A 19,129-nucleotide genomic window follows, 5' to 3' on the forward strand; every position below is an offset into this window, starting at 1 on the left:
CCCTTCTCGAAGTCTTCGCATCACCGATCCAATACAAGTGTTGCGAAGTTTAGATCAGTCAAACTATCAACAGTGTCACAGCAGTTCGAACCGGTGGTGCATTATAAGGGAGCGAAGCCAGGCGATAGAATCGGAGATACCCGGCGTGCGCTCTGCAGTCGCCGGTAATGAGTTGGGTTATCAAAGCCCCGTTGCAGCATGGGTTCAGCGAACCGCTCCAACCACTCAGAGAGCAGCTGCGAACAGACCCGCAGACGGTTTGAACTGGGCCGGATCTGAAGGTACCGCGTACGGTGCGCTTGCCTGAACCAAAGAGAAGCGCTGGGAAGCTCGGACCCGCAAACCATCCCCGAGAATGCAGGAGCATTAACTGACCGCTCACCGCGCATCGCCGCTTGCGCAGACCGGTAATTCGATTATTCTGGAAGTATGGAAAAACAGATTCCCTCACGCCTTTCTACCTTGGGACATCCGCAACGGCTGGCCATCTTCCGGCTTTTGATGCGGCGTTATCCCGAAAAGGTTGCGGCAGGGGAGATGATCGCCGCTCTTGCAATTAAGCCATCCACACTATCAGCCTATCTCGCGGCGTTGATGCGTTCGGGGCTGGTGACGCAAGAGCGCACGGGTACGTCCTTGCGTTACTGTATTGCGATGGCGGAGGTTCGGCGCACCTTCGATTACCTGTTCCTCGATTGCTGCCGAGGGCGGGCGGATCTGTGCTCGCCGGGCTATCCGCTGACAGCCCCGGGGGTCGGCCCCATGCCCGAGCGCAAACGCAACGTCCTTTTCATCTGCACCGGCAACTCCGCGCGCTCGATCTTTGCGGAAGCGATCCTGCGGCAGGAGGCTGGCGATCGGTTCGAGGTGTTCTCGGCCGGCAGCGACCCTCGACGGGGTGTGAACCCGTTCGCGCGCGAGGTGCTTGAGCGCAAGGGCCATGACGTTACGGCGCTTCGGCCCAAAAGTGTGACCGAGATGCAGGGACCGGACGCGCCAAGGTTTGATTTCGTATTCACTGTTTGCAGTAAGGCGGCCAACCAAGAATGCCCGGCGTGGATCGGTCAACCCGTGAGCGCGCATTGGGGCATTCCCGATCCCGCAGCCGCACAGGGGACACGGACCGACAAGAGCCGCGCGTTCGAAGCTGCTTATGACGCGGTCGCCGACCGTGTGCTGGCGTTTGCCATCTTACCTTTCCCCGCGCTCGACCGGGTTTCGCTGCAAGATGCAGTGGATGCGATCGGGCGCTTGAACTCTGGAGATTTCGTATGACCGTCTATGCGTTGAATGGCCTCGGCCGCATCGGAAAACTGGCGCTCAGGCAGTTGCTGGAGCGGGGCGCACAGATCGCCTGGATCAATGATACGGTCGGTGATCCCGAAATGCACGCTCATCTGCTGGAATTCGATACCGTGCACGGCCGTTGGGACACCACATTCGCCCATGACGGGCAAAGTGTGACTGTCGGCGGGACCCGGTTACCCTTCACCGGCACGCGGGATCTCGCGGCGCTGCCGCTGAATGGTGTCGACGTGGTGATTGACTGCACCGGTGCCTTCAAGACCGAGGCCAAGCTTGCGCCCTATTTCGACGCAGGTGTGAAAAAGGTTGTCGCCTCCGCCCCGGTCAAGGACGGGAATGCCGCAAACATCGTCTATGGCGTGAACGATGACATTTACGACCCGGCACGGCACCGGATCGTCACGGCGGCGTCCTGCACGACGAACTGTCTCGCGCCGGTGGTCAAGGTGATCCATGAGGCCATGGGCATCCGGCACGGCTCAATCACGACGATCCATGATGTGACGAACACTCAGACGATTGTGGACAGGCCCGCCAAGGACTTGCGGCGGGCCCGGTCTGCGCTCAATTCGCTGATCCCGACTACGACGGGCAGCGCCACGGCGATCACCCTGATCTATCCCGAACTCAAGGGCAGGTTGAACGGCCATGCCGTGCGCGTTCCGTTGTTGAATGCGTCGCTTACCGATTGTGTGTTTGAGGTCGAACGGGAAACAACGGCGGAAGAGGTGAATGCGCTGTTCAAGGCGGCGGCGGATGGGCCGTTGAAGGGGATCCTCGGCTACGAGGAGCGCCCGCTCGTTTCTGCCGATTATACCAACGACACCCGGTCGAGCATTGTCGACGCCCCCTGCACCATGGTGGTGAACGACACCCAGGTGAAAATCTATGCTTGGTACGACAATGAGATGGGCTATGCGCATCGTCTCGTGGATGTGGCATTGATGGTGGGAGAGGCACTTTGAACGCGCCCTCGCGGCCCGAGGGCTTGTCGGCCTATATTGCCGTGACCGCTGCCTATTGGGCGTTCATGCTAACCGACGGGGCGCTGCGGATGCTGGTCCTGCTGCATTTCCACACGCTGGGCTTCACACCGGTGCAACTGGCCTGGCTCTTCGTATTCTACGAAATTGCGGGCATCATCACCAACCTCTCGGCGGGCTGGATCGCGGCCCGCTTTGGGTTGGTTTCCACACTTTATGCCGGACTGGCGCTTCAGGTTGTGGCGCTGATGGCATTGGCGCAGCTCGATCCGGCTTGGGCGATCGGTTTGTCAGTCGCCTACGTGATGATTGTCCAAGGGGCGTCCGGCGTCGCGAAGGATCTGGCCAAGATGTCGTCGAAGTCCGCCGTAAAGCTGCTTGCGCCGATCGGGCAGGGCGGTCTTTTCCGTTGGGTTGCTGTGCTGACGGGGTCCAAGAACGCGGTGAAGGGGGTGGGCTTCTTGCTTGGGGCCGCTCTGCTGGCGGGGGTCGGCTTTGTCGGGGCGCTGCTGGTGCTGGCGGCGGTGCTGGCCATCATACTCCTGGCGGTTCTGCTGGCCATGCCGCCGGGTCTGCCCAGGGGGCGCAAGGGCGCGAGGTTCTCCGAGGTTTTCTCCAAATCGGTCAATGTGAACTGGCTCAGCATCGCGCGCGTCTTTCTGTTCGGGGCGCGTGACATCTGGTTTGTCGTGGGTATTCCGATTTATTTCTACGCCGTTCTGTCGGACGGCAGCGAGGCCGGCAACCGCGCCACTTTCTTCATGATCGGCAGCTTCATGGCGATCTGGACCATCCTGTATGGCGCCGTTCAGGCCGCGGCACCGGCATTTCTGCGGGCGTCGACCCGACCGGAGGCGGATCTGGTCGCCGCCGCGAACAGGTGGGCATGGCTGTTGTTCGCCGTGCCTGCCGCTTTGGCGGTAGCAGCATGGGCGGCATCTGGACCTCAGCCTTGGTTGACGGTTACGCTCGTCGTCGGGCTTTTGGTCTTCGGCGCTGTCTTCGCGGTCAACTCGGCGCTCCATTCCTATCTTATTCTGGCGTTTACAAGGGCCGAGCGGGTGACCATGGACGTCGGGTTCTACTACATGGCGAACGCCGCCGGGCGGCTTGCCGGTACGGTTCTGTCCGGGCTGACGTATCAAAGCGGCGGTTTGCCTTTGATGCTTGGTACAGCGGCAGTGATGGTCGGGCTTTCCGCTGGCGCGGCGGGGCAGCTGCGCCCGCAAGAGACCCCTGCATGAGGGTCTGGCAACACCATGCCGCAGATCAACCAGTTCTTGCCATGATCGCGGCGCCTCAGGTGCCGACGGTACGGGGGTGTCCGGTCACAAAGCCGGTGCAAACACGGTTCTCAGATATCGAAAAATATCGTTTCGAGCGGTCCTTGCAGGTGAATGTCGAACCGGTAACTCCCATCGTCCTGTTTGGTGGCCAGCAGGGTCGGAATCCGGTTTTGATGCTCGATCCGTGTTAGAATGGGATCTTTCGCGTTTGCTTCGGCCTCGTCCCCGAAATAAAGTCGCGTGTGCAGTCCGATATTGATGCCGCGCGCAACGATCCACACTGTGACGTGCGGAGCCTGCATGCGCCCGTCGGGGAACGGAACGGCGCCCGGCTTGACCGTCTCGAACGTGAACTCGCCCGTGTGCATGTCGGCCGCCGCGCGGCCCCAGCCGGTAAAGTTGGGATCGGGCGTGCCCCGCGTCTCGTTGGCGGACGCAAAAAGACCTGCGGCATCGGGCTGCCAGATCTCGACCATCGCATCGCGCAAAGGCGTGCCGGTACCGTCGTATACCGCCCCCTTGATCGTGATTGCGACACCCTGAACCGGGCCGGTTTTCATCGAGACGCCCATATCGCCACCGTACATCGTGAGCCCGGCAAAGTTTGGTGTGCACCCGATGTGGACGTAGGGGCCTGCGGTCTGGCTCGGGCTTTCGCGAAGGTGATTAAGACGTTGCATGCTACAGTCCTTCCTTGCGGTTCTCGAAAAAGGTCTGCCTGCGGCCCCGGATCACGAGGTCGAACTTATAGGCGCGGCTGTCCATAGGTACTGCGCTGTTCATGTCCAGCCGTGCGGTCAGCGCATCAACCGCTTGCGGTGTCTTGAGGGTGCCGACGATCGGGCACAGCGGAATGTGAGGATCGCCTTCGAAATACATCTGGGTGATTAGGCGCTGGGCAAAACCATGCCCGAATATCGAGAAATGAATATGGGCGGGGCGCCAGTCGTTCATGCCGTTCGGCCAGGGGTAGGGACCCGGCTGGACCGTGGCGAATTCATATCTGCCGTCTGCGTCCGTGATCGTGCGTCCGCAACCGCCGAAGTTGGGGTCCAGCGGGGCGAGGTAGCTTTCGTTTCTGTGGCGGTAACGGCCGCCTGCGTTTGCCTGCCAGACCTCAATCAATGCGCCGGGCACCCCCCGGCCGGATTCGTCCAGAACCTGGCCGTGTACGATGATGCGCGGACCGATCGCGCTTTCCCCCGCTGCCGCGTAGTTGTGGATAAGGTCGTTGTCATGTTTGCCCAGCAGGGTATGCCCGAAAACCGGTGATGTCTCCTCGCTGATGGTCGAGGGGAACGATAACGGTGCGGCTTGCGGACTGCGTTTGATGCTCGTCCTGTAGGGCGGTGTCAGCGCATCGGGCTGCCAATTGCGGTCGCGCGGAATGAAGCCGCCCGGTTTCGGCGGCGGGCCAGCGGACCTCACAGGACGATCCCCATCTCGGAAAATGTCTGTCTGGCAAGCTTGATGGCGTGGTTGGCCTTGGGGACGCCTGCATAGACAGCGACGTGCATGAACGCCTGTACCACATCCTGCGGGCTGGCACCGGTATTTGCCGTGGCGCGGATGTGCATTGGAATTTCCTCGAAATTGCCGGTTGCGGCGAGCAGGGACAGCGTCAACATCGAGCGTTCACGCTTGCTGATCGTGTCGTCGGACCAAAGAGTGCCCCACGCCCCTTCGGTGATCATGGTCTGGAACGGTTCATCAAAGGCCGTTTTCCCGGCTTCCGCCCTGTCGACATGCGCGTCGCCCAGAACGGACCGGCGCATGGCCATTCCTTGTTTAAGACGGTCGGACATGGTATGCTCCTTTAGTCGGTAAGTTGGGCATATCGGCTCCTGCATGATCGGATTTTGGCGCAAACGAACGGGCAAACGCAATGGCTGCGAACGGGATCAGTAGGGTAGCCCGACATAATTCTGCGCCATCGCCTTTTGTGCCGCTTTGTTAGAGCGCAAAAACTCGATTTCGGCGACCTGCATTTTCAGGTCGAATTCGGATTGGTGCGGATAGGTGTGCATCAGCGACGAAAACCACCAGCTGAATCTTTGGGCCTTCCAAACGCGGGAGAGCGCCTTTTGTGAATAGCTGTCGATGCCATCGCTGCGGTTGTCTTCGTAGAATTCGCGCAAGCCGTTATAGAGGTAATGCACGTCCGACGCGGCCGTGTTCAGCCCCTTCGCTCCGGTCGGCGGTACGATATGGGCCGCGTCGCCGCACAGGAACAGACGACCCCAGCGCATCGGTTCGGTCACGAAGGACCGCAGGGGCGCGATGGATTTTTCGATGCTCGGCCCGGTGATCAATGTTTCGGCCTGTTCGGCAGGAATGCGGCGTTTGAGCTCTCGCCAGAAAGCCTCGTCCGTCCAGTCTTCGGGTTTGTCGGACAGCGAGCACTGGATGTAGTACCGGCTTAGGTTTTCGGTGCGCATGGAGCATAAGGCAAAGCCACGGGGCGAGTTGGCGTAGATCAGCTCGGAGTTGACGGGCGGTGTCTGCGTCAGGATACCGAGCCAGCCGAAAGGATAGACCTTTTCGTATTCCCTGCGTACCTCTGGCGGGATCGCCTGCCGACTGACGCCGTGAAACCCGTCACAGCCTGCGACGAAATCACAGTCGAGCCTGCGCGCCTCCCCCTCCACGGTATAATCGACGTGCGGGGCATCCGTATCCGCGCCTTCTATGACGACATCCGCGACATTGAATTCGATTCCGCCACCGGCCTTCTCGCGCGCTGCGTACAGATCGCGGGTGACTTCGGTTTGTCCGTAGATCATGACCTGCTGGCCGGTATGCTCGGTGAAATCCACGCGAAACATCTCGTCTCCGTAAGAGATCAGCGTGCCGTGATGCGCGATGCCTTCGGCGTGCAGACGCGCGGCACAACCCGCTTCTTCCAGCAACTGCACCAGCCCCCGCTCCAGCACACCGGCACGAATCCGGCCCAGCACATACTCTCTCGTCTTGCGTTCCAGCACGACGCTTTCAATGCCGCGTGTCTGCAAGAGCTGCGCGAGCAATAGCCCGGAAGGTCCGCCCCCGATAATCGCAACCTGGGTTTTCATACCACTCTCCCGTGCATTCGTATCTGCTTCGCATAGTTCTATTGGTACTTAAAATGAGATATTGAGCAGTTTGTATGTCGAAAGTGGAATGAATATGGACCGCCGGATCAAGTTTCGTCATCTCGATGCGTTCAGCGCCATCGCACGGGCCAGCAGCTTCAAGGCTGCCGCCGAGCAGTTGAACCTTACCCAGCCCGCGATTTCCAAGACGCTAAAGGAACTTGAAGAAATTCTGGGTGTCGTGGTGATGGACCGAAGCCGGGCAGGCATATCGCTCACGCCCCAGGGCAAGGTGTTCTTGCAATTCGCGGAGCAGAGCACGGCAGCCTTGCGGCACGGTCTGCGCTCTATCCAGGCGACAGGCGGTGCGGCGGGACAGTTGAAGGTGGGCGCGTTGCCGACTGTTGCGTCGTCGCTGCTGCCTCAGGCGGCCTACGCCTTTGCCGGGACGAATCCTGACACGCTTCTGGAGATCCACGAAGGCCCGCACCATGATCTGACCGCGCGGCTCAGAAGTGGGGGACTGGATCTGGTCGTCGGTCGGCTTGGACGACCCGGTACGATGATCGGCCTGAGCTTTCAGCAGCTCTATACCGAGGAGGTGGTGATCGTGGCAAACCCTGCAAGCGAAGCACTGCAAATCGAAGATTGCGCCGATCTTGAACAGTTTCGGGTGCTGTACCCGCCGCAGGATTCCGCCATCCGGCCCCTTGTCGCACGGCTGTTGATCTCGCGCGGTGTGCCGCTTTTCCGAAACCGGATCGAGACTGCGTCAGCTGCTTTTGGCCGTGCCGTCACCTTGGCGGACACGAATACCGTCTGGTTCATCAGCCGGGGCGTCGTTGCGCAAGACATCGCGGATGGACGGCTGGGGCTTCTGCGGATCGACATGGCGCCGACCCGGGGAGCAGTGGGCATCATGAGCCGCTCTGAAGAGACGCCTTCCGTCGCCGCGCGCGCGTTTAGCGCGTTATTGGCCGACATGTGTCTAGATCCGCGCTGAATTTTGCCGATCTGGCGGATCACTCATAGCCCGTCATTTCCAGATAGCCCACGCCGGATGCACCGCCGACCATTCGGACCGGACCTTCCCAGTAGGGAACGGACAGATCCATCCAGCTTTGGGGATTTACGGCCTCGACGATTGTATCGACATCGCGCGACGGCACCTGCACTCTCCAGCGGGTGGGGATGTCGCGGCCCGCGACGGCAGTGGTCGCCAGCGGTTCGGCGTCGAAACTGCCGTCCGGCAAAGCAGTCGTGTGTCCGTCCGGCGTGATCCATGTTCCCGACGTATAATAGCTGCCATCACTCTGTCGCAGCCGAAATCCCATAAGTTTGTTCCCCGTATCGAACGAGAGCGAGAACCAGTCCCACCCGGTCTGATCTGCCGCCAGCGGCTGCGAAGACCACTCCCGGTCCAGCCAGGCGGTCCCCGTTACGTCGACCTTGCCCGTGGGCAGGGTGATCGTGCCTGCCAATTCGAAAAACGGCTGCGAGTAGTAATAGCTGGCCTGTCCCTGTGCGGATTTCACCGAGTATCCGCCGTCACCGTGAAACACGAGCGGCCCTTGCGCCTCAAGCGCGACGTCATAGGCAAAATCAGGCCCGGATGCGGTCAGGCGCAGACGGTCGATACCGGTGCCGGCCAACTGCCATTCGTCGATCCATGCAGTAAAAGGATCGGCCTGCACGCCGGCCTGCCCGATCCCGCCACGGGCATAGCGTTCGGTGGCAAAATGCGCTTCGGGCGTCGTCACTGCCGCATGGCCGAACCAGATTTGCGGGCTGTCCCAGCCTTCGGTCGTTTCGGGGGCGAGGGCGGATCGAAACAAGGTCCATTGCAGTCCATAGGGTGTCCCGTCGGGGCCCGTCATGTTCGCGGTCAGATACCACCATTCGATCCGGTAGTCGGGATGCGCTCCATGGTCGGCGGGAAAGTCGAACTGGGGGGCGGGCGCGGGCATGGCAAAGCCCTCCGCCTGCGTCCCCAGCCCCGCGAACCCTTGCGCGACGGCACATACCGGTAGCAAGAGAAACGTGATCAGTATCTTAACGTTCATTGGCAAACACCTTGAGCAGATCCGAGGGCGGTGTACGCGCAAGCCTGCGGGCGGGCAGAGTGGCCGCGATCACCGCAGCGACAAGGGCGAACAATGCCAGTGTGAGATAATCGAGTGGAAACAGGAACATCGGCAACCGCCATCCAAACGCTTCGACGTTGACCACCGCCAGAAGCACCCACGCCAGCGCCAGCCCGAGCGGCAGCGCACATAGCGCCGTGAGCGCCGCAAGCACGACCGCGCGGACCAGTTCCAGCTGACCCAGACGTCGCCGTGTCAGCCCCAGTGCCCATGCCGGCGCCAGTTGCGGCAAGCGCATGGTGGCGAGCGTCAGCAAGCTCATGAAAATGGCAAAGGCCGCCACGGCAAGCGTCAGAACATTGAGCGCGGCGGTGACGGTAAAAGTGCGTTCGAACACCGACAGCGAAAATGCCTTGATCTGCGCCTGATCGGTGATGTTTTGCGCAGGCAGGCCGAACTCTTCGATCAGGGATTCGCGCAGCGCCTGAGGCGTTTCGCTGCGCACCCCGAAGCTCAGGGCCTCCACCTCCGGATACAGGTCGCGGAACAGCGGCTCCGCGACGATCGCCTGACCGATGGGATTACCGTAATCGCCAACAATGCCCGCGATCGGCAGGGCCAGTCCGGTGCCGATGGTCAGGTCATCGCCGACCCAAAGCCCCGCGCGCCGCGCCAGTTGCTCGTTCACGATCAACGCCTGCTGTTCGGCAACGCGGGTCCACACGTCAGGTGCCTGCGCCAGCAAGACCCAATTCTCGCGGTATGTCGCGCCGATCCGTGCGCCATACAGTTCGGCGGGAAGGTCTGCGAGCGTCGTATCGACCGACAGCAGCGGTAATGTTTCGCGCGCAGGATCTGCGACGAACGCTTCGAAGGCCGCTGTCTGTGCGGCACTTTCGGTTGTGACATAAAGCTCGGACGCGAGACGCTGGTCGAGAAAGCCAGTGAACGTCAGTCTGAAACTCGACACCATGGTCGAAACACCGATGTTGGCCGCCATCGCCAAAAGAAGTGCCATAAGCGCCAGGCTGAGACCGGGCAGTTGCTGGCGGGTATCGGCCCAGAACCATTGCGCCGTGACGTTTGTTGCCAACCGCTGCGCCCCCGCAAGCACCCGGTCGAGCACAGGAGGCAGCAGCAAGGCCGCGCCGATCAGCAAGCAGCCGAGCAAACCAAAGCCCATGATCAACCCCTCGCCTGCGAGAGCAAGGAGGCCCGCCACTGCGAGAAGTGCCAGCGAGCCCATGGCCTGCAGCCTGCGCGCTGTACCGCGCGCGGTGGCCCACGCCCGCGGTTTCGCGCTGGCCAGCAGTGGCATGCGCGCGATCCCGACCAGCGCGCCCGCTGCCGCCAAACCGGTGCCCAGCACGGAAATTGCAAGCCCGGAAAGCCACCATGCAGGCCGCAGTTGCAAGGTGCCGGAGACCTGCGCGCCGTACAGCCCTTCGATCGTTGCAGCGACATCGGGCAACAGGCTGGCCGCAATCAGATAGCCCAGAAGAACACCGACGACCCCGCCCAGAAGCGCCAGCGCCAGCAGTTCTGCCGCCATCAGCACGATCAACCGGTTCAGCGGCATTCCAAGAGCGCGTAACGTGCGCACCATGCCGCGCCGTTGCTCGAACACGAGGCCGATCGCACCGTGGACAATAAAGATCCCGACGGCGAAGCTGAGAAGACCAAAGGCCGTAAGGTTGAGATGAAAGCTGTCCGTGAGCCGCCCGACATCGCCGCCGCCCTGTGCGGGCCGGCGGATCAGGTCGGGTGCGATTTCCGCAAGCGGCGGGCGACCGATCGGCTGGACCGGAGCCACGATCAGACGGCTCAACTGCACATCCATGCCCAACAGGCGCTGTGCGACCGAAATATCGGTGATGGCGGTATCGGGCGCGATATCCGCATCTATCACCACTGGGGTATTCAGCAGGCCCTCCAGCTTGGCTGCCGTTGCCGCGTTGGCATAGACGGGCAATTGCTCAAGGTAGTCGGGCAGGCCGGTGGTGGCTGCGTCTCCCAAGGGGCCAAGCCCTGAGGGCGTGGTAAGCGGATCAAGCCCTACCAAACGCACACGGTTGTCCGGTGCGCCGATGCGTCCTTCGACCACCGGCCCAACCAGCCAGCCAGCACGGCGCAGCGCAATGAACGTTTTCTGCGCGATCAAATCACCCCGTTCGGGCAAAAGTTGATCGTACTGGCCGTCCCCCAACGTGGCGGCAGCGGCATCATAGCTGGCCCGTGCTTCCGCATTGACGGCCTGGACGCCGGACCAAAGCGCTGTCGCCAGTGCGAGCCCCGCCACAAGCGTAAACAACTGCAACGGATTGCGCCGCCAGTGCGACCAAAGCGCCGAGAGTCCTGTGCGCATCATTCGAGCGTGCCCTGCCGCAGGTGCACTTGCCGTTCCATCCGGGCAGCAAGCCCGCGCGAATGGGTGACCATCATCAGCGCGGCACCCGTCCCGGCGACCAGCGCGAGCATCTGGTCCAGCACGTCTTCGGCGGTGGTTTCGTCGAGGTTTCCTGTCGGCTCGTCCGCCAGAATGATCCGGGGCCGCACGGCGAGTGCGCGCGCGATTGCGACGCGCTGCTGCTGTCCGCCGGATAACTGCTCGGGGTACTTCGCCATTTGCGCCGTCAGTCCAAGTGCCTCGGCGAGATCCTGTGTGGCGTGCGGATCGTATCGGCCCGCAAGACGCGCCTGAAACGCGATGTTTGCCGCTACATCGAGCGAGGGGATCAGGTTGAACTGTTGGAATACGATGCCCACCGCATCGCGCCGCATCGCTGCGCGACCCTTGTCATCAAGGCGCGTCATGTCATGACCGTCCAGCAGGATTTCTCCACTGTCTGCGGTATCGAGCCCGCCCACCAAATGCAGTATGGTGCTCTTTCCCGATCCGCTTTCGCCGGTCAACGCCAGCGTTTCACCCGCCTGCATCGCCAGATCGACGTGCCGCAGGACCGGCACGGGGCCATCAGCGCCCGGATATGATTTAGCAAGAGCTTTGACGCTGAGTAACATGGCAATCCCCGTTATTGCACAACAGGTAAACTGCCAGCCTGCGAAGGCCAGCGTCTTTTGGTCAGCGGCGCGGCAAAGTTGCACTGGTCAGTGCGGATGGCGCACCTATTTCATCACCCGAGAAGACATCGGATGTGCATATTCTCAAACCTGGTGCAGTTGTGCTGGGTTTCGTCGGCACCTGCGCAACAGCGAAAGAAATTAAAATGAAATTAAGTCCCGATTGGGAATACGTCTCCGATACCGTGATGGGCGGCGTTTCTACCGGAGAAGTGACGCACCGACCCGTTGCGGGGCGTCCTGCCGCGCGGCTGACCGGCGCAGTGTCGCTCGACAACAACGGCGGCTTCATCCAGATGGCTTTCGATGTCGCGGACGGTCAGACGGTCGACGCTTCTGTATGGGAAGGCATCGAATTCGAGGTGCGCGGCAACGCGGCGACGTACGAAATGCGCCTGCGAACGGACCAGCTCGCGCGCCCGTGGCAGTCCTTTCGCGCCGCCTTCGATGCCCCCACCGAGTGGTCAGTCCGGCGTCTGCCGTTCGATATATTCGAGCCGCACCGGACAGATGTCCGTTTCGATTCTGCGCGCTTGCGACGGATCGGAGTTCTGGCGATCGGTTCGGAAATGGAGGCCGATATCGCGATTTGCGAAACTCGGTTTTATTGAGCAGTTTCAATCGTCAATAGTCAGTATTGAATGTAAAGGATGAGGCGGAAATGACCGATGCGCGCAGCAAGGGAATGGCGGTGCCGTCAAGCCGCATCGGCCGGCTCACGCGCCTTGGCTCGATGACAGCTGGAATTGCGGGAAACATGGCGCTTGGCGGGGCGGCGCAACTTGGCCGGGGTCAGCGACCGACCTGGCGCGGCCTGCTGCTGACACCATCCAACGTTACCCGGATCGCGGATCAACTCGCGAAAATGCGCGGTGCCGCGATGAAAATCGGGCAATTGATCTCGATGGATACAGGGGATGTTTTGCCCCCTGAACTGGCCCAGATCATGGCGCGCCTGCGCGACGATGCGTATTTCATGCCCCCGGCACAGCTGAAGAAAGTGCTCGCGGCGCAATGGCCCGCCAACTGGCTGCGCGCTTTCGCGCGGTTCAATGTCCATCCGATTGCGGCAGCCTCCATCGGCCAGGTTCATCGGGCGGTGCTCAGGGACGGGCGCGACATGGCCGTCAAAGTACAATATCCCGGTGTGGTGCGCAGCATCGACAGTGACGTGGCCAATGTCGGTACGCTGATCCGCATGTCAGGTCTGTTGCCGAAAGGGATCTCCCTCGATCCCTATCTTGAAGAGGCGGCCCGACAGCTGCATGAGGAAACAGACTATGCGCTCGAAGCGCAGCATCTGACCCGCTTTGCGACGTTGCTCAAGGATGCCGAAGGGTTCGTGCTGCCGCAGGTCTATCCCGATTGGACGACGCCAGCGGTCCTGTCGATGCAATTCATCGAGGGTGCCCCGATCGAGACTGCCGCAGACGCATCGCAAGAAGAACGCGATCTGATCATGGCCCGCCTCGTGGATCTGACGCTCAGAGAATTGTTTCAATTCAGATTGATGCAGACTGACCCTAATTTTGCGAACTATCGTTATCTGGCAAGCACGGGCGACATCGTGCTGCTGGATTTCGGTGCGACCCGCAAGATCGGCGCTGAGATTTCACAGCATTATCGGACGCTCCTTAAATCCGGTTTGAACGGTGACCGAAAGGCGGTCGAGGAAGCCGCTGAGGATTTGGGATTTTTGGACGATTCCGTTAGTCCCGATCACAAAGAGCGTGTGCTGCGCCTGATCATGTTTGCTTTCGATGCGCTGCGCGAGCCGAAGTTCGACTTCGCCGATACCTCGCTTAGTCGCCGGATGCAGCAGGAGGGCGAGGCGCTTGCGCATGACGGGTTCGTACCGCCGATTGTTCCGATAGACGTCCTGTATCTGCAACGTAAGATCGCCGGGATGTTCCTGCTTGGTGCGCGTTTGCGCGCCAAACTACCAGTCGCGGAAATCCTTTTCAGGCATCTGTGAAATTTGTAGCGCGGTCGTACGGAAAGCCGCATCAGCGGGGCGCGGCAAACCGTTTACCTTTGTCTCGACGAATGGTAACATATGAACAATTAGCGATATAGAATTTGGTTGACATATCAACTAAATACTGCAAAAAACAGCTATGAGCGACACGAATGGAAAAGAGCTGTTGGCCGGGCACCTTACGTCTTTCATGACGTTTCGGCTTGCGCGCGCGCACAATAAGCTGAATGCGCAGATATCTCATTACCTTCGAATCTATTCCGATATCGGTCTCGTAGACTGGCGTGTCTTGCGCCTGCTCGAAGCGATGGGCGATACCACGATGTCGCAACTGTCGCGGCTGCTTCAGATGGACAAGGGACAGCTAAGCCGTAAGATCCGCGGATTGGTGGAGCGCAAGCTGGTGACAAGCCGGGTCGATCAGGTCGACAGCCGCCAGCAAATCCTGCGCATCGACGAGGCGGGACGGCAGCTTGTCAGAGATATTCTTCCGAAGGTGCAGGAGCGACAGCGACTGTTGGTCGAGGGCATTTCGCAGGCTGATCTGGAAGTTTTCTTAGAAGTTCTGGCAAAGATCGACGCAGCATCGGAAACGCGCGATCCGCTCTAGCGATGCTGCGCAATCTTGGCCCCACCTGGCGGCAGGATACTTCGTCAGCTCTTTTTGGAATCGTCGATGACGTTCATATTGGCAAGCCCGGAGTTGCCCAGATCGACGCCCGCGAAAGGACCGCCGTGACGCATATGGCTTGGATCCTGCGGATCCATCGGCGGCTCGTTCTCCAGCACCTCTTCGGCGAACACCTCCGCGTTGTCCTTCGGGCGATAGCCGATAAAGTGCGCGTTTGCGTTGTCCACAGGCGCGCGGTCGTTGTCGGACACGCCGTAGATGATGGCGAAACCGGTTACGGGGGTGTCAATGCAGCGGGTGACAAGCTGGATCAGGTCGTCATAGCTGAGCCAGGATCCCAATGCGCGGGCATTGTTGACCTGAGCACAGGACAGGATGCGCATGTGCACGCTTTCAAGCCCGCGCTTTTCCCAGTACATCCGGCCCAGATCCTCGGTAAAGCATTTGGCAAGGCCGTAGAACGTGTCTGGGCGGTGGGGAACGTCGGTGCCGATAAATTCGTTCTTTGGGTACATGCCGACCGCGTGGATGGACGAGGCATAGACCACCCGGCGCACACCGTGGCGGTAAGCGGCCTCCCATACGTTGTACGAGCCGACGAAGTTCGGTCCGAGCAACTGCTCGAACGGACCTTCGTCCACGAAAGCGCCCATGTGAACGACCATTTCGGCACCCTCGATCACTTCCATCATGGCGTCGAAACTGGCCAGATCAGCCTGCTTGTACGTCTCGCCGGGATAAAGCGTAGCGGGCTGCTCCGCAATGTCTGTGGATACGAGCGTTTCGCACATGTTCGCAAGCGGTTCGCGCAGATAGGAGCCAAGGCGACCTGCCGCACCGGTGAGAACGATTTTCTTAAGTTTTCTGGTCATGTCGGGGCCTTTCATTCAGAGGGGGGCTAGATGTCTTCGCCCGCGCGGATCGCGCGCTGGACGTCTGCGATGTCAGCGGCGTTCAGGCCGTAATCCTGGGCGGCGCTTTGCGCTGTGATGTAGCCGCGCGCAAGGTCGCGTTTGATTTCCTGCTGCTCGCGCTCGGACGCGCTGCCGTAGCCTGCGCCGCCCGGAAAGGCCATCAGGACGCGCCGTTCCGCCGGGACGCGTTGGCGGCCCTTGCCTTTCATCGGGGTGCCGTCGTCCAGTGCGATCGTCGTCGGCGCGCCGGCACCGCCACCACGACGCCCGCGCGCCGGATGGTTTACACGGTCGAACATGGCGGAGAGATCAAATTCGTATCCTGACCGCGCGCCGACCTCCATGTACTGGCCCAGTCCGCCGCGTTGCTTGCCAGTGCCACCGGATCCGGCGCGCAACTCCTTACGCCAGATGATGACCGGGCCTGCGTGTTCGGTTGCCTCGACGGGCATCGTCATCACCCCCGAGGGGAACGCCGTCGCATTCAGCCCGTCGACGGTTGGCCGCGCACCCGAGCCGCCCGAGTTGAAGGTCAGCACCTCGACACGGCGCGCGCCCTCGGCGGCGTGTGCAGTGGGACGCAGGGACATCTGAAAATTGCACAGGCATCCCGCGCCTTCGGCGGGTACCAGATCCGGCAGCAACTGGTCCAATGCGGCGTAGACCGTATCGGGGACAAAGTGCCCGACGATATGGCGCAAGGCGACAGGGGCGGGATGCAGCGCGTGCACGATGGTGTTTTCCTCCGCCGCAATCTCGAAAGGTGCAAGCGATGCCGCATTGTTGGGAATTTCCGGTGCAATCGCGCATTTGAGCGCGTAGCAAGCGTAGGCCTTGGTATAGACCAGCGGACAGTTGATACCCTTGGGGTCCAGACCGGAAGAGCCCGAAAAATCCGAAAGGATGCGGGTTTCCTCGATCGTCAGTTTGACACGCAGGGTGATCGGCGCGGCAAATCCGTCGACCGTCATCTCGCCGTTGGCGCTGCCACGGGGAAGGGCGGCGATCCGCTCAAGCGTTGCGCGGCGCGAGTTTTCAAGAATGAAGCCGGAAATGCCGCCCAGATCGTCGAGCGTGAATTCCCGCATCATGTCGATTAGGCGGCGGTGGCCGATCTCGTTACAGGTGGCCAGCGCATAGAGATCCCCGATCAATTGATCCGGCTCGCGCACATTGCCGCGCAAAATGGCGATGAGCGTCGCGTCGACCGTGCCGGCATCGACAAAGCGCATGATCGGGATGTGAATACCTTCCTCGTACACGCTGTTGCCGTCTGCGCCGAAACCACGCCCGCCCACATCGACCACATGCGCGGTACAGGCAAAGAACCCGACTAGAGCGCCGTTGTGAAACGATGGTGTGACCATGGTGAAATCATGCAGGTGGCCGGTACCTTCCCAAGGATCGTTGGTAAGGTACACATCACCTTCACGGATGTTGTCGCGCCCGATGCGGCGGATGAAATGCGGCACTGCGTCAGCCATTGCGTTGACGTGACCGGGGGTGCCGGTAACCGCCTGCGCCAACATGCGCCCCTGCGCATCGTAGACACCTGCGGAGAGATCACCGGCCTCACGTACGGACGTCGAAAAAGCCGTGCGCACGAGCGCCTGCGCCTGTTCCTCTACCACCGAAATGAGGCGGTTCCACATGACCTGATAGGCGACGTTGGAATGTTGGGCCATCGGTTCAATCCTTTGCGGTGATGTCGATGCAGCCATCGGGTTGACGGATCGCGCGGCGCGAGGTGGGCAGGATGATCGTCGTCTCGTCTTCGGTGAGGGCGGCGGGGCCGTTCACGGTCTGCCCGGTTTTCATTCTGTTGCGCAGAACTACTTGCGCCTCCGCGAACTCTTGTCGCGCAGGATCGAAAAGGCTGCGGGACGTGTGCGACGTCGCCGGCGCGCCGGGGGCCGCCTCGCGTACCTGTGCGACGCTGTCAGGTTCGGTGGTCGCGTTAACGGACCAGACGGTGATTTCGACGTCCAGCCCGGCAACGGGCCGTCCGAACAGGCGCGTGTAATCCTCGTTGAACAGCCGGTCAAAGACGACGGCATCGGGCGCCATCGCCTGCGCTTCGGTCAGAATGATCGGGATTTCCCAACCTTGGCCCTTGTAGCGCATGTAGACCTTGAATTCGCTCAGGATTGGCGCGTCGGGTGCGCAGGTGCGCACGAACCCCTGCGCCTCTTCGCGCAGTTCGGTCAGCAATGTAACGATGCGCGCGGGATCAAAGCCCGCCAAAGTCATATAGACCGAGCGGTTCGCTTCGAAGCTGAAGGGGGCGCGCAGAAAGCCGATAGCGGACCCGACACCGGCGCCCGGCGGCACCAGCAAACGATTTACGCCCAGCTTTTCGCACAACCGTCCCGCGTGCAGGGGCGCGGCCCCTCCGAAAGCGATCATGGTATACCCGCCTAGATCCTCGCCGTTCTCCACCGCATGGACCCGCGCTGCGTTGGCCATGTTTTCGTCCACCACCTCTGCCAGACCGAAGGCGGCGGTGGTGGCGTCCATCTCCAACGTGTCGCCGATTTCATTGGTCAGCGCCGTTTCCGACGCGGCGGGGTCGAGCGGGATGGTGCCGCCTGCGAAATTGTCGGGGTCTAGTTTGCCCAACACCAGATCGGCGTCCGTGACCGCAGGGCGTATACCGCCGCGACCGTAGCAGGCGGGGCCGGGCTCCGATCCGGCACTCTCCGGTCCGACCCGGATCTGTCGCATCGCATCGACGGAGCCAAGCGAGCCGCCCCCCGCGCCGATCTCGACCATGTCGATTACGGGGATGGAAATGGGCATTCCCGATCCTTTCTTGAACCGGTAGGTTCGTGCGACTTCGAAAACGCGCGATGTCTTGGGCGTTTGGTCGCGGATCAGGCAAATCTTGGCAGTGGTGCCGCCCATATCAAAGCTCAGGACCTTGTCCAGCCCGTAGCGCGCGGCGATATGTGCCGCGAAAACGGCACCACCCGCCGGGCCGGATTCGACCAGCCGCACCGGGAATTCCGCCGCACTCTCGATCGATATGATGCCGCCCCCAGAGTGCATCAGGAAGACCGGACACCGTACGTCCTCGTCGTGCAATCGGCCACGCAGACGGTCAAGATAGCTCTTCATCAGCGGCTTGATGTAGGCGTTGGCGACCACGGTGTTGAACCGTTCGTACTCGCGCATCTGCGGCGAAACCTCGCTCGACAGCGAGATCATCACATTGGGCATGCGGTCGCGCAGCACGTCGCGGACCAGCCGCTCGTGCGCGTCGTTGAGATAACTATGGATCAGGCCGACGGCGACACTCTCGAACCCCGCCCGCGCGATGGTGTCGACGACCGGTTCGATGTCCGTGCGGGTCAACGGCACCAGTTCAGCGCCGGTCGCGTCCATCCGCCCCGGCACCGTAAATCGCATCTGGCGCGGCAGCAGTGGTGCGGGCAGTTGCAGGTTCAGGTCGTATTGCTCGAACCGCGACTCAGTGCGCATTTCGATCACATCGCGGAAGCCTTCGGTGGTGATCAGCGCGGTTTTCGCCCCGCGCCGCTCGATCAGCGCGTTCGTTGCCAGCGTTGTGCCGTGAATGATCTGGCCGATGTCCGCCGCCGCGATTCCGGCTTTGGTGCAAACCTGATGCATCCCGTCGATGATCGCGTTTTCGGGCGCGGCATAGGTGGTCAGCACCTTGGTGCTGTACCGGTCATCGCCGGATTCAAGAACCACGTCGGTAAATGTACCGCCAATATCGACGCCAAGCCGGATAGAGGGTGAGGCCATGAGTATTTCCAGTCTTTCGATGTGCTGC

At 61.3% G+C, this 19,129-nt stretch carries 17 protein-coding genes; 7 read left to right on the forward strand and 10 right to left on the reverse strand.

Features of this window, described 5'->3' with window-relative positions; all coding sequences use genetic code 11:
• Positions 1-429 precede the first annotated feature (429 nt).
• Genes Q1A06_RS12805 through arsJ form a run of 3 tightly spaced genes read left to right on the forward strand, consistent with a single transcriptional unit; the run spans position 430 to position 3,532 of the window.
• Complete coding sequence (locus Q1A06_RS12805) at positions 430-1,275, forward strand: helix-turn-helix domain-containing protein (RefSeq protein WP_299564087.1); 846 nt, start codon at positions 430-432, stop codon at positions 1,273-1,275.
• On the forward strand, positions 1,272-2,270 hold the full coding sequence (locus Q1A06_RS12810) for an ArsJ-associated glyceraldehyde-3-phosphate dehydrogenase (RefSeq protein ID WP_299564092.1): 999 nt from the start codon (positions 1,272-1,274) through the stop codon (positions 2,268-2,270). Before Q1A06_RS12805 ends, Q1A06_RS12810 begins: the two co-directional genes overlap by 4 nt.
• Positions 2,267-3,532: an organoarsenical effux MFS transporter ArsJ gene (arsJ, locus tag Q1A06_RS12815; protein WP_299564095.1), complete on the forward strand. Its 1,266-nt coding sequence runs from the start codon at positions 2,267-2,269 to the stop codon at positions 3,530-3,532. The genes Q1A06_RS12810 and arsJ overlap by 4 nt, the downstream gene beginning before the upstream one ends.
• Before the next feature lie 110 nt (positions 3,533-3,642).
• Here arsJ and pcaG read toward each other — a convergent pair whose 3' ends face one another.
• From pcaG to pobA, 4 genes are all read right to left on the reverse strand, one after another.
• Positions 3,643-4,254, reverse strand: a complete 612-nt coding sequence (gene pcaG / locus Q1A06_RS12820) for a protocatechuate 3,4-dioxygenase subunit alpha (RefSeq protein ID WP_299564098.1) — start codon at positions 4,252-4,254, stop codon at positions 3,643-3,645.
• Position 4,255: 1 nt separating this feature from the next.
• Positions 4,256-5,002 (reverse strand): protocatechuate 3,4-dioxygenase subunit beta, encoded by a 747-nt coding sequence (gene pcaH / locus Q1A06_RS12825; protein ID WP_299564101.1) that lies wholly within the window; start codon positions 5,000-5,002, stop codon positions 4,256-4,258.
• Positions 4,999-5,379 (reverse strand): 4-carboxymuconolactone decarboxylase, encoded by a 381-nt coding sequence (gene pcaC / locus Q1A06_RS12830; RefSeq protein WP_299564104.1) that lies wholly within the window; start codon positions 5,377-5,379, stop codon positions 4,999-5,001. Before pcaC ends, pcaH begins: the two co-directional genes overlap by 4 nt.
• A gap of 96 nt (positions 5,380-5,475) precedes the next feature.
• Positions 5,476-6,645, reverse strand: coding sequence for a 4-hydroxybenzoate 3-monooxygenase (pobA, locus tag Q1A06_RS12835; protein ID WP_299564108.1), 1,170 nt, complete (start codon positions 6,643-6,645; stop codon positions 5,476-5,478).
• 88 nt (positions 6,646-6,733) lie between these two features.
• Here pobA and pcaQ point away from each other — a divergent pair, with 88 nt between their 5' ends.
• Positions 6,734-7,648, forward strand: coding sequence for a pca operon transcription factor PcaQ (gene pcaQ, locus Q1A06_RS12840; RefSeq protein ID WP_299564111.1), 915 nt, complete (start codon positions 6,734-6,736; stop codon positions 7,646-7,648).
• A gap of 19 nt (positions 7,649-7,667) precedes the next feature.
• Here pcaQ and Q1A06_RS12845 read toward each other — a convergent pair whose 3' ends face one another.
• From Q1A06_RS12845 to Q1A06_RS12855, 3 genes are read right to left on the reverse strand one after another with little or no spacing between them, the layout of a single operon-like run.
• Positions 7,668-8,708 carry a lipocalin-like domain-containing protein gene (locus Q1A06_RS12845; RefSeq protein ID WP_299564114.1) on the reverse strand — a complete coding sequence of 347 codons (1,041 nt, stop codon included), beginning with the start codon at positions 8,706-8,708 and terminating at the stop codon, positions 7,668-7,670.
• The gene (locus Q1A06_RS12850) at positions 8,698-11,097 is read right to left on the reverse strand and encodes an ABC transporter permease (protein ID WP_299564117.1); all 2,400 of its coding nucleotides are present in this window, start codon (positions 11,095-11,097) and stop codon (positions 8,698-8,700) included. Before Q1A06_RS12850 ends, Q1A06_RS12845 begins: the two co-directional genes overlap by 11 nt.
• The gene (locus Q1A06_RS12855) at positions 11,094-11,750 is read right to left on the reverse strand and encodes an ABC transporter ATP-binding protein (protein WP_299564120.1); all 657 of its coding nucleotides are present in this window, start codon (positions 11,748-11,750) and stop codon (positions 11,094-11,096) included. The genes Q1A06_RS12850 and Q1A06_RS12855 overlap by 4 nt, the downstream gene beginning before the upstream one ends.
• Positions 11,751-11,956: 206 nt before the next feature.
• On the opposite strand from Q1A06_RS12855, the gene Q1A06_RS12860 reads away from it, so the two are divergent.
• From Q1A06_RS12860 to Q1A06_RS12870, 3 genes are all read left to right on the forward strand, one after another.
• Positions 11,957-12,421 (forward strand): CIA30 family protein, encoded by a 465-nt coding sequence (locus Q1A06_RS12860; protein WP_299564123.1) that lies wholly within the window; start codon positions 11,957-11,959, stop codon positions 12,419-12,421.
• A gap of 50 nt (positions 12,422-12,471) precedes the next feature.
• Positions 12,472-13,785: an AarF/ABC1/UbiB kinase family protein gene (locus Q1A06_RS12865; RefSeq protein ID WP_299564126.1), complete on the forward strand. Its 1,314-nt coding sequence runs from the start codon at positions 12,472-12,474 to the stop codon at positions 13,783-13,785.
• A gap of 142 nt (positions 13,786-13,927) precedes the next feature.
• Positions 13,928-14,398, forward strand: coding sequence for a MarR family winged helix-turn-helix transcriptional regulator (locus Q1A06_RS12870; protein ID WP_299564129.1), 471 nt, complete (start codon positions 13,928-13,930; stop codon positions 14,396-14,398).
• Positions 14,399-14,442: 44 nt separating this feature from the next.
• Here the strand turns inward: Q1A06_RS12870 and Q1A06_RS12875 are convergent, their stop codons facing one another.
• From Q1A06_RS12875 to Q1A06_RS12885, 3 genes are read right to left on the reverse strand one after another with little or no spacing between them, the layout of a single operon-like run.
• Positions 14,443-15,291, reverse strand: coding sequence for an NAD(P)-dependent oxidoreductase (locus Q1A06_RS12875; RefSeq protein WP_299564132.1), 849 nt, complete (start codon positions 15,289-15,291; stop codon positions 14,443-14,445).
• 26 nt (positions 15,292-15,317) lie between these two features.
• On the reverse strand, positions 15,318-17,018 hold the full coding sequence (locus Q1A06_RS12880) for a hydantoinase B/oxoprolinase family protein (RefSeq protein ID WP_299564135.1): 1,701 nt from the start codon (positions 17,016-17,018) through the stop codon (positions 15,318-15,320).
• Between the two features lie 4 nt (positions 17,019-17,022).
• Positions 17,023-19,101 (reverse strand): hydantoinase/oxoprolinase family protein, encoded by a 2,079-nt coding sequence (locus tag Q1A06_RS12885; RefSeq protein ID WP_299564138.1) that lies wholly within the window; start codon positions 19,099-19,101, stop codon positions 17,023-17,025.
• Positions 19,102-19,129 lie beyond the last annotated feature (28 nt).

The sequence above is a fragment of the uncultured Sulfitobacter sp. genome, assembly GCF_947497275.1.
Classification (GTDB): Bacteria; Pseudomonadota; Alphaproteobacteria; order Rhodobacterales; family Rhodobacteraceae; genus Sulfitobacter.